Origin of the sequence: Rothia sp. 27098_8_29, assembly GCF_041432785.1 — a bacterium.
In the GTDB taxonomy this organism is placed as follows: domain Bacteria; phylum Actinomycetota; class Actinomycetes; order Actinomycetales; family Micrococcaceae; genus Rothia; species Rothia mucilaginosa.
In genome coordinates this window covers 204214-219808 of record NZ_JAPWAI010000001.1, presented here as the reverse complement: position 1 = coordinate 219808, position 15595 = coordinate 204214, and the positions used below count along the sequence as shown (strand labels likewise).

Sequence of the window (15595 nt, the reverse complement as noted above, 5' to 3'; positions counted from 1 at the left end):
ACTTTGGCGGCCCTGCTGATAATGCCGCTTTCTCTGCTTCGGCGGAGTCCTCAACAGGCCAATATGGGCATAACAAAAGGACCCCCGCATCTGCGGGGGTCCTTGAGTATCGCTACCTGATGGAGAGTTTTCTCTCCGGCAGATCTTTAGCGAATTGTCGTAAATTTACGGCAATTACTTGATGATCTTGGTAACGCGACCCGAACCAACGGTGCGGCCACCCTCACGGATAGCGAAGCCGAGACCCTCTTCCATTGCGATGGGCTGGATCAGGGTAACGGTCATCTCGGTGTTGTCACCGGGCATAACCATCTCGGTGCCCTCGGGGAGGGTGATAACGCCGGTCACGTCAGTGGTACGGAAGTAGAACTGAGGACGGTAGTTGGAGTAGAAGGGGTTGTGACGGCCACCCTCATCCTTGGAGAGGATGTAGACGTTTGCCTCGAACTCGGTGTGGGGGGTGATGGAGCCCGGCTCCACGACAACCTGACCACGCTCAACATCGTCACGCTTCAGACCACGCAGCAGCAGACCACAGTTCTCGCCTGCCCATGCTTCGTCGAGCTGCTTGTGGAACATCTCGATACCGGTAACGGTGGTCTTCTGGATCGGGCGGATACCGACGATCTCGACCTCGGAGTTGATCTTCAGGGTACCGCGCTCTGCACGACCGGTAACAACGGTGCCACGACCGGTGATGGTGAAGACGTCCTCGATGGGCATGAGGAAGGGCTTGTCCTTCTCACGCACGGGGTCCGGAATGTAGGTGTCGACTGCGTCCATGAGCTCCTCGACCTTAGCAACCCACTCGGGATCGCCTTCGAGAGCCTTCAGCGCGGAAACGCGAACAACCGGAGCGTTGTCGCCGTCGAACTCCTGCGAGGAGAGGAGGTCACGGACCTCCATCTCGACGAGGTCGAGGAGCTCTTCGTCGTCAACCATGTCTGCCTTGTTCAGTGCAACCAGCAGGGTGGGGACGCCAACCTGGCGAGCGAGCAGAACGTGCTCGCGGGTCTGTGCCATGGGGCCGTCGGTAGCTGCAACCACGAGGATTGCGCCGTCCATCTGAGCCGCACCGGTAATCATGTTCTTGACGTAGTCAGCGTGGCCGGGAGCGTCAACGTGTGCGTAGTGGCGCTTCTCGGTCTGGTACTCGATGTGAGCAATGTTAATGGTAATACCGCGCTGGCGCTCCTCGGGAGCGGAGTCGATCATACCGAAGTCGCGCTTCTCGTTCAGGTCCGGGTACTTGTCAGCCAGAACCTTGGAGATTGCTGCGGTCAGGGTGGTCTTACCGTGGTCAACGTGACCAATGGTACCGACGTTAACGTGAGGCTTGGAGCGCTCGAACTTAGCCTTAGCCAAGAGTGTTCCTCCTAGAACGATTGAAAACATGCACGCGGATCTTCGCTCCGGCGCATCCCGTTATAAAACGGTCTAGCGTCTACAATAGCGGATTACGCCGCAGAGATGAAACTGTTCATGCTCTCAATAATGGATTTAATTGAAAATTTTGACGTGGGCCACAGGTTTTTAGCCCGTGGCCCACGGGTGAGACGCGAAAATTACTCGCCGCGGCTCTTCTGGATGATCTCGTCAGCGACGTTCTTGGGAACCTCGCCGTAGCTATCGAATGCCATCGAGAACACTGCACGACCCTGGGTCTTGCCACGCAGGTCGCCAATGTAACCGAACATTTCGGTCAGGGGCACGATAGCCTTGATGATCTTAACGCCGGATGCGTCCTCCATGGAACGAACCTGGCCACGGCGGGAGTTCAGGTCGCCGATAACGTCGCCCATGTACTCCTCGGGGGTACGAACCTCAACGTCCATCAGCGGCTCGAGCAGGACCGGGTTAGCGCGCTTAGCGCCTTCCTTGAAGACCATCGAACCAGCGATCTTGAACGCCATTTCGGAGGAGTCGACGTCGTGGTAAGCACCGTCGATCAGGGTTGCCTTCACGCCCACCATCGGGTAGCCAGCGAGGACACCGAACTTCATAGCGTCCTGGATACCAGCGTCGACCGAGGGAATGTACTCGCGAGGAACGCGGCCACCGGTGACCTTGTCCTCGAACAGGTACAGCTCTTCGCCATCCAGGGGCAGGGGCTCGAAGGAGACCTGCACCTTTGCGAACTGACCGGAACCACCGGTCTGCTTCTTGTGGGTGTAGTCGACCTTCTCGACTGCCTTCTTGATGGTCTCGCGGTAAGCAACCTGAGGCTTACCAACGTTAGCCTCAACCTTGAACTCGCGCTTCATACGGTCAACGATGATGTCCAGGTGCAGCTCACCCATACCACCAATTTCGGTCTGACCGGTTTCTTCGTTCAGCGAAACGGTGAAGGTGGGGTCCTCAGCGGAAAGCTTCTGGATAGCGGTGGACATCTTCTCCTGGTCACCCTTGGTCTTGGGCTCGATAGCCACGAAGATCACAGGGTCGGGGAAGGTCATCGACTCGAGAACGATCGGGTGTGCGGGGTCGCACAGGGTGTCACCGGTGGTGGTGTCCTTCAGACCAATCGCAGCGTAAATGTGACCTGCGGTAATCTCCTCAACCGGGTTCTCCTTGTTGGAGTGCATCTGGAAGAGCTTACCGATGCGCTCCTTCTTACCCTTGGTGGAGTTCAGAACCTGCTGGCCCTGAGCTGCAACACCGGAGTAAACACGGGTGTAGGTCAGCTGACCGTAGAACGGGTGAGCTGCAACCTTGAACGCCAGTGCTGCGAAGGGCTCGTCTGCGGATGCCTTACGGGTCAGCTTCTCTTCCTCGTTGGAGGGGTTGGAACCGACAACGTCCGGAACGTCCAGCGGGGAGGGCAGGTACTCAATCACAGCGTCCAGCATGGGCTGAACACCGCGGTTCTTGAATGCAGAACCGCAGAGAACGGGGAATGCCTCGCCGGAGATAACAAGCTGACGGATACCCGACTTAATCTCGGGGATAGTCAGTTCGCCCTCTTCGAGGTACTTCTCCATGAGCTCTTCGCTGGACTCAGCAACAGCCTCAACCAGCTCAGCGCGGTACTGCTCAGCCTTCTCAACCAGGTCAGCAGGAATGTCCTGAACCTCGTAAGAAGCACCCATGCTCACGTCACCCTTGGCGTCGCCGGGCCAGACGTATGCCTTCATTTCGAGCAGGTCAACAACACCGAGGAAGTCGCTCTCAGCGCCGATGGGGAGCTGAACAACCAGCGGACGTGCGCCCAGGCGGTCGATGATGGTCTGAACGGTGAAGTAGAAGTCAGCACCCATCTTGTCCATCTTGTTGACGAAGCAGATACGGGGGACATCGTACTTGTCAGCCTGGCGCCAAACGGTCTCAGACTGGGGCTCAACACCTTCCTTGCCGTCGAACACAGCAACTGCGCCGTCGAGGACGCGCAGGGAGCGCTCAACCTCAACGGTGAAGTCGACGTGACCGGGGGTGTCGATAATGTTGATCTGGTTGTCCTTCCAGAAGCAGGTGGTTGCTGCGGAGGTAATGGTAATACCTCGCTCCTGCTCCTGAGCCATCCAGTCCATGGTGGAAGCGCCGTCGTGAGTCTCACCAATCTTGTGGTTAATACCGGTGTAGAACAGAATGCGCTCAGTGGTGGTGGTCTTACCGGCGTCGATGTGCGCCATAATACCGATGTTGCGGACCTTGTTAAGGTCGGTGAACACGTCAAGTGCCACGTTATTCTCCCTAAATGAGATACTCCGAAAGCCTGCCGACTCGAATCGACTCGGCAGGCTCTAAACGGAGAATTACCAGCGGTAGTGTGCGAAGGCCTTGTTGGACTCGGCCATCTTGTGAGTGTCCTCGCGACGCTTCACAGCGGCACCGAGACCATTGGATGCATCCAGGATCTCGTTCATCAGACGCTCAGTCATGGTCTTCTCGCGGCGCTGCTTGGAGAAGCCAACGAGCCAGCGGAGAGCCAGAGCGGTGGAACGGCCGGGGCGAACCTCAACCGGAACCTGGTAGGTTGCACCGCCAACGCGGCGGGAGCGAACCTCGAGAGAAGGCTTGATGTTGTCCATAGCCTTCTTCAGGGTTGCGACCGGGTCAGAACCGGTCTTCTTCTCGACGCCCTCGAGGGCACCGTAGACGATGCGCTCTGCGACGGACTTCTTGCCGTCCAGCAGAACCTTGTTGATCAGCTGGGTGACCAGAGCGGAACCGTAAACAGGATCGTTTACGAGGGGACGCTTGGGAGCGGGACCCTTACGAGGCATTACTTCTTCTCCTTCTTAGCGCCGTAGCGGGAGCGAGCCTGGCCGCGACCCTTAACACCCTGGGTATCCAGAGCGCCACGAACGATCTTGTAGCGAACACCGGGGAGGTCCTTCACACGACCACCGCGAACGAGCACGATCGAGTGCTCCTGCAGGTTGTGACCCTCACCGGGGATGTATGCGGTAACCTCGACGCCGCCGTTGAGCTTGACACGAGCGACCTTACGCAGTGCCGAGTTCGGCTTCTTCGGGGTGGTGGTGTACACACGGGTGCACACGCCACGCTTCATGGGGTTGCCCTTCAGTGCGGGCGCCTTGGTCTTAACGACCTTGGGAGTCCGGCCCTTACGGACCAGCTGCTGAATAGTAGGCACGTTTTCTCCGTTGCTTGATCAGGTTTCTCGTTAGAGAAGCCCGTATAAACTTACTGGCCCCCATCACGTTGGATGGGTGCTCTCGGTTATCAGAAACGCTCGGATGCATATCCGGTTGGTTTCTATAGGTTCCTCGACATCTCGGCGAGTTCTCAGGGCTAAAATTCCCCACCATCAGAGGTGAAAAAGTTTTTGGGCACGCTTAAAAATGGCATTTAGGCGTCAGCAAAAAGCAACGCCAAAGGACGGTATCCATACTGCCATTGATTCATCATGCCCGTGCCCTCGGGAAATATCCCGCGTAAACCCACCGGGGGTGGATCCTTGTGCACCGAGCTCAAGTACTTCGGATAAGACTATACAGGTTAAATCCCGCTTAATCTAGCGCCCAAGCTGGGATTCTTTGCTTTTAATGCCTCCCCCCAGGGGCAAAACCCAATGATTTGCCTCACTTAAATTACATCTTTGGGATTTACCTCTCCCCCGCCACCACCTCTGCCCGCTCTGTTTCTTTTGCCCCCTTGCCGCAATTTAAAGCAGAAGGCCGCCAAGAACCTCTCAATGATTCTTGGCGCCCCCAACAGATGCGGGAGGCGAGCGCATATCTACACCCGCCTCCCGCAAGAGAGTATTCAGTTATAGGTCCACCACAGCAGCTACTGGACTACGCTACCTGGAAGACTCGAGTCTGCCCCTCAAACGGGGTAATAGTCTTTGAGTTCTTCTTGGCATTACCGTAGTAACGGATGCGGTACTGACCCTTAGGGGTATTTGCCGGAACACTCCAACGCACCGTCACCTGAGAAGCAGAAATGCCGATACGCTTCCACTCAAAGAAAGTGTCCGGGTTGTTATCCGCAGTATAGTACTTCCAGGTATTACCCACACGACGCTCAATTACAAAGTAGCTACCGTCGTGATGCATGTTGTTGTTCGGGTGCGCACCCACGAAACGAGCAGAGACTTCCTGGCGGCCAGCAATCGCATCCTGAGGTTGCTGGGTCACCTGACCGTAACGAGTGCCGAACATCGGGGTATCGTAGACAACCTTACCCTGCAGGCTGGCTACCGGGCGACGGTCATTCGGACGGTCGCCAATACCCAGCGGAGTGCCGTTCTTCAGCGAAGTTCCAACAACATTAATGGTCTGGCGGAACGCACTGGAGGTGTAACGACCAAAGAGGGTCGCGCCACCTTCATACTGCTGAGAGTCATACTCCTCAGGAGTCGTCACGTAGTGGTCGTAGGCATTGGTGTAGCCCTGCAGAATAATGTGCGATTCGGGAACGCCGAAAAGCTTGGCAGCATCCTGGCGATATTGCACACCCACCGCGCCGGTGAACTCACCGGGCATACCCAGCAGGTAGTAGTCACCGAAGCGCATAATCTGCACCGGATACTTTTCCTGAATGATCGTTCCATTTTTTGCAGAGAAGAGAATGCCCTTCGGCTGCTGGCAACGCGTCTGGGCAGCACTCGGAGTGAATACCAGAGTACCCAGAATAGAGGGGCGACCGGAGCCTTCCTTATAGACAGCCCAGCCACCGCCACCATCCTCGGTGGACCCCGCACCGAACGGAGTACCCAGGAAGCCCTGACAAGTTCGCTCATTATGGCCACTGCCGGTGTACTTGGCATCCACATTCATACCCGAGAAGTTGAAGTACGAAATACGCGAATCCAAGCCCTTACCCACCGGAGTACCCGAGCTCTTCAACTGAGAACGCACAGCGTTAGCCTGCTTCTCACCCTGAATCTTCATGTTCTTGAATTGGTCATTGGTCGGACCCTGGCCAGGCTTCAACCAAGTATTCGGAGAAACATCACCAGCATTAGCATTCGCAAATGCAGCTACGAAGCCATCACCACTGCCAGGAACATTGCGGTCAACACCGTGGTCCTGGTTCTCCAGCAGGTACTCCGCGTAACCCTTGTTGTCGCTCGAAATCAAGGTGTTCTTCGAGGTCAAAGACGTCGGGTGAATTGCGAACCAGTTCAACACCGCACGAGTCTTACCGTTACGCTCCAGACGCAGAGTCATATTGGTCGGATCGGTACCGCCGGGCAGCTTAGAGCGAATCTCAGGAGAGTCCAGGTTGAACGCCTCGCGAGAACGGTTAACACCGACACCAGTCAGCTTTGAAGAAGAAATCGTCAGGTTACCGGGTGAAAGGTCCTTCGTCGCCTGGCGAATCGCCTTCAGTGACCCATCTACCTGTGCATTAAACGTGTCCTGATGGAAGCCCAGAGTCGTAATGTTGTACAGGCTCTGGTGCGTGATACCGCCAGGAGTTGCGTGAGTGTGGGTTGCAGTAATCATAATGTTCGATTCATCGTACGCAGAACCAAACTCAGCGCGGATACGCTTCACCAGCTCATCACGCAAAGACTGCCAACTGGTCAACGTATCGAGTACAACAATGAGGTTGCGCTTACCCGAAGCTCGATCCACAGCAATGAAAGCGCGTGCGTACTGGCGAGTATGCACACCGCTACCCTTCTGAGAGGTCTCACCGTAACCCATGAAGCCGACCTCACCGGGCTCACCGGTAATATCCGCCGCACCTGCACCAACCAGGTAGGGGGTAGCACTGGAGCTCTGAGAGGCAGGAGCTGCCGTCGCAATCTGGCCAGCGGGAAGAATTGCGGATGCCGCAATGAGGCATGCAGCACCAATGCGAGTTAGAGAATGCATGGGTGCTTTAAAGCGCGAAAAGACAGAGGAGCGCTTTTGCTCACCTGCAGACAAAGAGGAATTCTGTTCAGGCATCTGAGATTGAGATGTTCCGGAGGGCAGTCGGGTGCCGCTAGTAGTCACCCGTCCGGAAGTGATTGGAGTGATATGCATGCCTTCAAGAATAGAACCTAGTCAAAAGGCTTTCCAGTTGAATTAGCATCGTTCAAATCAAGAACATTTATTCTATATATACCCCAAAGAAAAACGAGTGAATATTCTATATATTGCAGTTCTAGTGCGGTTTCTAGGGAGATTTAGCATATTTGACCGTCATCTAATTTCTTGCTCTGTCAAGCAATTTTCTCATCATGAAAAATGATGCACTCCAATGATTTTTTCATAAATAAATTCGTCCACTAGGCATAAAATCTACAACCTCACATTGAAGGGTAAAGAATATTAAAGCCACGCTTAAAAGAAACCTCCACCTCCTCATGAAACAAAAAACGCGGATACCCGAGACAACTCGAGTATCCGCGTTCTTTATCAAGGACCAGGCCGGGGCTCTAAACCCTCAACCTACCCCTCACGGCAGAAGCCTTAGTCCAGACCACGACCGTACTCATCCAGCGAAACAGCCATAAAGCCGCCGTTGCCGTAAGTGTACACCTCGTTATCCATCTGGAACGCGCTCTGGTAACCACCGAAAGTGTCCAGAGCCTGCATACGCTCAGCAGTAGCCTGGGCGCTGGGCTCAACCTCAATATCGTTGTAACGTGCCAGACCGGTACCGGCGGGAACCAGCTTACCGATGATCACGTTCTCCTTCAGGCCGAGCAGCGGGTCAGTCTTCGCCTCCATAGCAGCCTGAGTCAGGACACGGGTGGTCTCCTGGAAGGAGGCCGCCGACAGCCAGGACTCGGTAGCCAGCGAAGCCTTGGTAATACCCATCATTTCCGGACGGCCAGCTGCGGGCTTCTTACCCTCAACCAGTGCCTTACGGTTAGCAGTCTGGAAAGCAATGTTATCAACCAGCTCACCAGGCAGAAGATCGGTATCACCGGACTCAATCACGGTCACGCGACGCAGCATCTGGCGAACAATAACCTCAACGTGCTTGTCGTGGATTTCCACACCCTGCGACTTGTACACGCCCTGAACCTCGCTCACCAGGTGCTTCTGAGCCTCACGAGGACCACGAATACGCAGAACCTCCTTCGGATCAACAGAACCGGTAGCCAGCTGATCGCCAACCTGAACGTGATCGCCGTTCTGCAGCTTAGAAGCCGCACGACGCAGAACAGTGTAGGACTGGGGCTCGGAACCATCGTCCGGGGTCACCACAATCTTGTAGGACTTCTCGGTATCCTCAATGGTCACGCGACCAGACACCTCAGAAATCGGGGCAACACCCTTGGGGGTACGAGCCTCGAACAGCTCCTGAATACGAGGCAGACCCTGAGTAATATCGTCAGCCGAAGCCACACCACCGGTGTGGAAGGTACGCATGGTCAGCTGGGTACCGGGCTCACCAATCGACTGAGCCGCAATAATACCAACAGCCTCACCAATGTCCACCAGCACGTTCGAAGCCATCGAACGACCGTAGCACAGTGCACACACACCAATAGCGGACTCACAGGTCAGAACCGAACGAACGCGAACATCCTTCACGCCTGCCTTGAAGAGCTTCTCAATGAGCTCATCAGAGACATCGGAACCAGCAGCAGCCAGAACGTTGCCAGCCTCGTCCTTCACGTCAACCGCAAGGGTACGACCGTGAATCGAAGTCTCAACATCCTGGTGCAGACCGCCGTCCTCATCAATCAGAGGCAGAACCAGACCGCGGCGAGTGCCACAGTCGTGCTCGCGAACGATAACGTCCTGCGAAACGTCCACCAGACGACGAGTCAGGTAACCCGAGTTAGCGGTACGCAGCGCAGTATCAGCCAGACCCTTACGTGCACCGTGGGTCGCGATGAAGTACTCCAGAACCGACAGGCCCTCACGGTACGAGGACTTAATCGGGCGAGGCATAATCTCACCCTTCGGGTTCGACACCAGACCACGGATACCCGCAATCTGACGGACCTGCATCCAGTTACCACGTGCACCGGAGGTCACCATACGGTAAATGGTGTTCAGACCACCGTGAGAGCTCAAGTTCTCACGCATAGCCTCTGCAACCACGTCGGTAGCCTCGGTCCAAACCTTAATCAGCTCCTGACGACGCTCTTCGTCATCGATGGTACCGATCTCAAAGTCGTCCTGAATTGCAGCAGCCTGCTTCTCGTAGCGCTCCATAATTGCCGGCTTCTCAGCAGGAGTAGCAATATCAGAAACAGCCACGGTCACGCCCGAACGAGAAGCCCAGTAGAAACCGGAGTTCTTCAGGTTATCCAGAGCACGAGCCACAACATCCATCGGGTAGCGCTCAGCCAGATCGTTAATCAGGCTACCCAGGCCCTTCTTATCTGCCACACCGGAGAACCAGGGGTAATCCTTCGGCAGAGCCTGGTTGAACAGAACCTGACCAACGGTGCAGTCCAGCAGCACGGGGTCGCCAGCCTTGTAACCCTCAGGAGCTTCCCAGCCCTCAGGAGCAACAAACTGGTCACCATCAAGGCGAATCTTCACCTTGGTGTACAGCTCAATCTCGTGACGATCCATCGCCATCAGAGCCTCAGACACCGAGGAGAATGCGTGACCCTCGTTCTTCTGACCATCGCGAGGAGTCGTCAGGTGGAACAGACCAATGATCATATCCTGCGAAGGAACAGCCACAGGGCGGCCATCCGACGGCTTCAGGATGTTGTTCGAGGACAGCATGAGGATACGAGCCTCAGCCTGAGCCTCGGGAGACAGCGGCAGGTGAACTGCCATCTGGTCACCATCGAAGTCAGCGTTGAACGCGGAGCAAACCAGCGGGTGCAACTGAATAGCCTTACCCTCAACCAGCTTCGGCTCAAACGCCTGAATACCGAGGCGGTGCAGGGTAGGTGCACGGTTCAGCAGAACCGGGTGCTCAGCAATAACCTCTTCCAGAACGTCCCAAACCTGCGGGCGGAAACGCTCAACCATACGCTTAGCGCTCTTAATGTTCTGAGCGTGGCTCAGCTCCACCAGACGCTTCATGACGAAGGGCTTGAACAGCTCCAGAGCCATCTGCTTGGGCAGACCACACTGGTGCATCTGCAGCTGAGGACCAACCACAATCACGGAACGACCCGAGTAGTCAACACGCTTACCGAGCAGGTTCTGACGGAAACGGCCCTGCTTACCCTTCAGCATGTCAGACAGAGACTTCAGGGGGCGGTTACCGGGGCCGGTCACCGGGCGACCGCGACGACCGTTATCGAACAGCGAGTCCACAGCTTCCTGCAGCATACGCTTCTCGTTGTTCACGATAATCTCGGGAGCACCCAGCTCCAGCAGACGCTTCAAACGGTTGTTACGGTTAATCACACGACGGTACAGGTCGTTCAGGTCGGAGGTCGCGAAACGGCCACCGTCCAGCTGAACCATCGGGCGCAGTTCCGGCGGAATAACCGGAACAACATCCAGGACCATACCCAGCGGAGAGTTGTTAGTGGTCAGGAAGGCGTTAACAACCTTCAGACGCTTCAGAGCGCGGGTCTTCTTCTGCCCCTTACCGGTCTGAATAATCTCCTTGAGAGCCTCAGCCTCAGCCTCCAGGTCGAAGGACTCCAGACGCTTCTTAATAGCCTCTGCGCCCATAGCGCCCTCAAAGTACAGGCCGTACTTATCAATCATGGAACGGTACAGAGCCTCATCACCCTCAAGGTCAGCGACCTTCAGGTTCTTGAAGCGATCCCACACACGATCCAGGTGCTCAGCCTCACGCTCGTAGCGCTTACGCACCGACGCGAGCTGACGCTCAGCGTTATCGCGCAGCTTACGCTTCTCAGCAGCCTTGCCGCCCTCAGCCTCAATACGAGCCAGCTCCGCCTCAACCTCACGGCTGATAGCGTTCACGTCAGCGTTCAGAGCAGCCTCAAGCTCCTGCTTCTCACGATCGTGAGCAGCCTGCAGCATCGGCAGATCCTCGTGACGAGCCTCCTCGTCAACCTTAGTGATCATGTACGCAGCGAAGTAAATGACCTTCTCCAGGTCCTTCGGAGCCAGATCCAGCAGGTAACCCAGGCGGGAAGGAACACCCTTGAAGTACCAAATGTGGGTAACAGGAGCAGCCAGCTCAATGTGACCCATACGCTCACGACGTACCTTAGAGCGGGTCACCTCAACACCACAGCGCTCACACACAATGCCCTTGAAGCGCACGCGCTTGTACTTACCGCAGTAGCACTCCCAGTCCTTGGTGGGGCCGAAGATACGCTCGTCGAAGAGGCCGTCCTTCTCGGGCTTCAGGGTACGGTAGTTGATGGTCTCGGGCTTCTTAACCTCACCAAAGGACCAACGACGGATGTCGTCGGCGGTGGCGAGGCCAATTCGCATCAAACCAAGCGAAGATTCGTTGGACATATCGGTCCTAATCTCTTTCTGTAAGTTTCTGAAGACTTGGGTTAGCGGGCGGGAACCCCACAACGCACGCGAGCGCATGCGGGGTTCCCCACCCTAGAAGGAGGCGGTGCTTATGCCTCGTCGACGGAGCTAGGCTCGTCGTGGGTCAGGCTCACGCCCATATCTTCTGCTGCCCGGAAGCCTTCTTCCTCCGAGTCGCTCATCTCAATAATCTTGCCGTCGGTGGAGAGTACCTCGACGTTCAGGCACAGAGACTGCATTTCCTTGATAAGAACCTTGAAGGATTCGGGGATACCCGGCTCGGGGATGTTCTCGCCCTTCACGATAGCCTCGTAAACCTTCACACGGCCCGCCACGTCATCGGACTTGACGGTCAGGATTTCCTGCAGGGTGTATGCAGCGCCGTATGCTTCCAGCGCCCACACTTCCATCTCACCGAAGCGCTGACCACCGAACTGCGCCTTACCACCCAGAGGCTGCTGGGTAATCATCGAGTACGGACCGGTGGAACGAGCGTGAATCTTGTCATCCACCAGGTGGTGCAGCTTCAGGATGTACTGGTAACCAACCGAAATCGGGTCCGGGAACGGCTCACCGGAACGGCCGTCAATCAGACGTGCCTTACCGGAACGGTTGATCAGACGGTCACCATCGCGGTTCGGGTTCGAGTGGTCCATAAGGTCGAACAGTTCGTCCTCGTGGGCACCGTCGAACACCGGGGTTGCGAGGCGGGTCGGGCCGGATTCCTTCGGGAAGTTCGGCATGTGTTTAAGCCACTCGGGCTCGCCCTCAATCTTCCAACCCTGCTTAGCCAGCCAACCGGTGTGGACTTCCAGAACCTGACCAATGTTCATACGACCGGGCACGCCCAGCGGGTTCAGGATGACGTCCACGGGGGTACCGTCTTCCAGGAAGGGCATATCCTCGATCGGCAGGATCTTGGAAATAACACCCTTGTTACCGTGGCGGCCTGCAAGCTTGTCGCCGTCGGTAATCTTACGCTTCTGAGCCACGTACACGCGGACCAGCTGGTTCACGCCCGGGGGCAGATCGTCCTCATCGTTGTTCTCGCGGTCGAAGATACGGATACCGATGACGGTACCGGACTCGCCGTGAGGAACCTTCAGGGAGGTGTCGCGAACCTCGCGAGACTTCTCGCCGAAGATTGCGCGCAGCAGGCGTTCCTCGGGGGTCAGCTCGGTCTCGCCCTTGGGGGTGACCTTACCGACGAGGATGTCGCCAGCCTCAACCTCAGCACCGATGTGGATGATGCCGCGCTCGTCCAGAGCCGAGAGAACATCCTCGGACACGTTCGGAATGTCGCGGGTAATCTCCTCGGGGCCCAGCTTGGTGTCGCGGGCGTCAATCTCGTGCTCCTCAATGTGAATCGAGGTCAGCACGTCCTCAGAAACCATGCGCTGGGAGAGGATGATTGCATCCTCGTAGTTCAGGCCTTCCCACGGCATGTATGCCACGAGCAGGTTCTTACCCAGTGCCAGCTCGCCGCCGTCGGTGGAGGGGCCATCAGCAATAACGTCGCGGTACTCGACGCGCTGGCCTTCCTTCACCACAACGCGCTGGTTGTAGCAGTTACCCGGGTTCGAGCGGGAGAACTTCATGATCGGGTAGGTGGATACAGAGCCGTCGTCGTTACGGACGATAACGGTCTTAGCGTCCACGGAGGAAACCACACCGGGCTTCTTCGCGAGCACGGAGTCACCGGAGTCCAGTGCTGCGTACTTCTCCATACCGGTACCAACCACGGGAGCCTCAGACTCCAGCAGGGGCACAGCCTGACGCTGCATGTTAGCACCCATCAGTGCTCGGTTAGCGTCGTCGTGCTCCAGGTAAGGAATCAGAGCGGTAGCAACAGACACCATCTGGCGCGGGGAGACGTCCATGTACTGAACGGCGCCGGGAGCAACCAGAACAGCTTCGCCAGAACCATCGCCCGCGCGGCAGAGAACCTCGTTCTCAGCGAAGGTGCGGTCAGCGTTCAGCGGTGCATTTGCCTGTGCGATAACAACAGACTTCTCGTCGTCAGCGGTCAGGTAGCGGACCTCATCGGTCACGCGGCCGTCAGTCACCACGCGGTAGGGGGTCTCAATGAAACCGAAGGAGTTGATACGACCGTAGGTTGCCAGCGAACCGATCAGACCAATGTTCGGGCCTTCAGGGGTTTCAATGGGGCACATACGACCGTAGTGCGAGGGGTGGACGTCTCGAACTTCCATGCCTGCACGGTCACGGGACAGACCGCCCGGACCCAGTGCGGACAGACGACGCTTGTGGGTCAGACCTGCCAGCGGGTTGTTCTGGTCCATGAACTGGGACAGCTGAGAAGTACCGAAGAACTCCTTGATAGCCGCCACGACGGGGCGGATGTTCACCAGGGACTGCGGGGTGATAGCGTCCACGTCCTGGGTGGTCATGCGCTCGCGAACCACGCGCTCCATACGGGACAGACCGGTACGGATCTGGTTCTCAATCAGCTCGCCCACAGTGCGGATACGACGGTTACCGAAGTGGTCGATGTCGTCGATATCAATCTTGAGGGAGATCTCCTCGCCGTCACAGACGCCGGGGATGCTAGTCTCGCCTGCGTGCAGAGCGCAGAGGTAACGAATCATCTGAGCGATGTCGTCCTGGCTCAGAACGGAAGCCTCGGGGGAATCCATGGGAACGTCCACACCGAGCTTACGGTTCAGCTTGTAACGGCCAACCTTCGCCAGGTCATAGCGGCGCGGGGTGAAGTACATGTTGTCCAGCAGAGCCTGGGCAGCTTCAACCGTCGGGGGTTCGCCCGGACGCAGCTTGCGGTAGATGTCCAGCAGAGCCTCGTCGCGGTCCTTGACGGAGTCCTTCTCCAGGGTTGCGCGGATGGAGTCGTACTGACCGAACTCAGCCAGAATCTTAGACTCGGTCCAGCCCAGAGCCTTCAGCAGAACAGTCACGGACTGCTTACGCTTGCGGTCCAGACGCACGCCAACCTGGTCGCGCTTATCAATCTCAAGCTCGAACCATGCGCCGCGGGAAGGAATCACGCGGGCAGAGTAAATGTCCTTATCGGAGGTACGGTCCGGAGCCTTCTCGAAGTAAGCACCGGGGGAACGCACCAGCTGAGAAACGACCACACGCTCAGTACCGTTAATAACGAAGGTACCGGCCTCGGTCATCAGGGGGAAGTCACCCATGAACAGGGTCTGCTGCTTGACCTCGCCGGTAGCGAGGTTCATGAATTCAGCCTTAATGTACAGCGGAGCCGAGTAGGTTGCGTCGCGGTCCTTGCACTCCTCAACAGAGTACTTGGGGTCAGCAAACTCAGGCTCAGAGAAGGAGAGCTGCATAGTCTCCTGGAAGTCACGAATCGGGGAGATTTCTTCAAAAATCTCAGCCAGACCGGACTGAGCGGGGACAGAAGTGTCACCAGCAGCCTGCGCCTTCTCCAGACGCTCCGCCCAGCGCTCGTTACCAACGAGGCGGTCGAAGCTATCGGTCTGGATAGCAAGCAGGTTGGGAACCTTCAGCGGTTCGTTAATCTTCGCGAATGAAATTCGGCGCGAGACGTTCTCTGCGCCGTTAGCGGCGTCATGGTTAGAGGTGCTCGAAGCGACCAAAATGGGGATCCTTCCACAGACATGTCTGTTAGCAATCAGCCTCCCGGCGACATTACCGGCGACACGACAACCTCAGCCCCCGAATAAAACGGTGCTCGAAGCTATAGAGTCGGACGGAAAAACGTCACCTTCAGCCCGTGCCCACCGCTATATGAAGGCACAAAGGTTAGGGAAAGCGTAAATACTAACGATACAGGAAGA

7 protein-coding genes are annotated in these 15595 nt (G+C 56.7%); all 7 read right to left on the bottom strand.

Translation table 11 applies throughout. The annotated features are described in order from the left end of the window. Window positions 1–174 precede the first annotated feature (174 nt). Window positions 175–1365: an elongation factor Tu gene (tuf, locus tag O3649_RS00870; protein ID WP_005508397.1), complete on the bottom strand. Its 1191-nt coding sequence runs from the start codon at window positions 1363–1365 to the stop codon at window positions 175–177. A 200-nt stretch (window positions 1366–1565) separates the two neighbouring features. Then, a complete protein-coding gene (gene fusA, locus O3649_RS00865; RefSeq protein ID WP_005508395.1) occupies window positions 1566–3680 on the bottom strand; it encodes an elongation factor G in 2115 nt (704 codons plus the stop codon). A gap of 72 nt (window positions 3681–3752) precedes the next feature. Next, on the bottom strand, window positions 3753–4223 hold the full coding sequence (gene rpsG / locus O3649_RS00860) for a 30S ribosomal protein S7 (protein ID WP_005504941.1): 471 nt from the start codon (window positions 4221–4223) through the stop codon (window positions 3753–3755). After that, window positions 4223–4597, bottom strand: a complete 375-nt coding sequence (gene rpsL, locus O3649_RS00855) for a 30S ribosomal protein S12 (protein WP_005504939.1) — start codon at window positions 4595–4597, stop codon at window positions 4223–4225. The genes rpsG and rpsL overlap by 1 nt, the downstream gene beginning before the upstream one ends. 664 nt (window positions 4598–5261) lie before the next feature. Next, window positions 5262–7292 carry a neutral/alkaline non-lysosomal ceramidase N-terminal domain-containing protein gene (locus tag O3649_RS00850; RefSeq protein WP_070819692.1) on the bottom strand — a complete coding sequence of 677 codons (2031 nt, stop codon included), beginning with the start codon at window positions 7290–7292 and terminating at the stop codon, window positions 5262–5264. Between the two features lie 582 nt (window positions 7293–7874). Beyond that, entirely contained in the window at window positions 7875–11777 is a 3903-nt protein-coding gene (locus tag O3649_RS00845) for a DNA-directed RNA polymerase subunit beta' (protein WP_070687283.1), read from the bottom strand. 110 nt (window positions 11778–11887) lie between these two features. After that, window positions 11888–15394 (bottom strand): DNA-directed RNA polymerase subunit beta, encoded by a 3507-nt coding sequence (gene rpoB / locus O3649_RS00840; RefSeq protein ID WP_371572340.1) that lies wholly within the window; start codon window positions 15392–15394, stop codon window positions 11888–11890. Window positions 15395–15595: the final 201 nt, after the last annotated feature.

Excerpts from the sequence above, each read along its gene's own strand:
- rpsG (WP_005504941.1), bottom strand. The coding sequence starts at position 4,223 with ATGCCTCGTAAGGGTCCCGCTCCCAAGCGTCCCCTCGTAAACGATCCT.
- O3649_RS00850 (WP_070819692.1), bottom strand. The coding sequence starts at position 7,292 with ATGCATTCTCTAACTCGCATTGGTGCTGCATGCCTCATTGCGGCATCC.
- O3649_RS00845 (WP_070687283.1), bottom strand. The coding sequence starts at position 11,777 with ATGTCCAACGAATCTTCGCTTGGTTTGATGCGAATTGGCCTCGCCACC.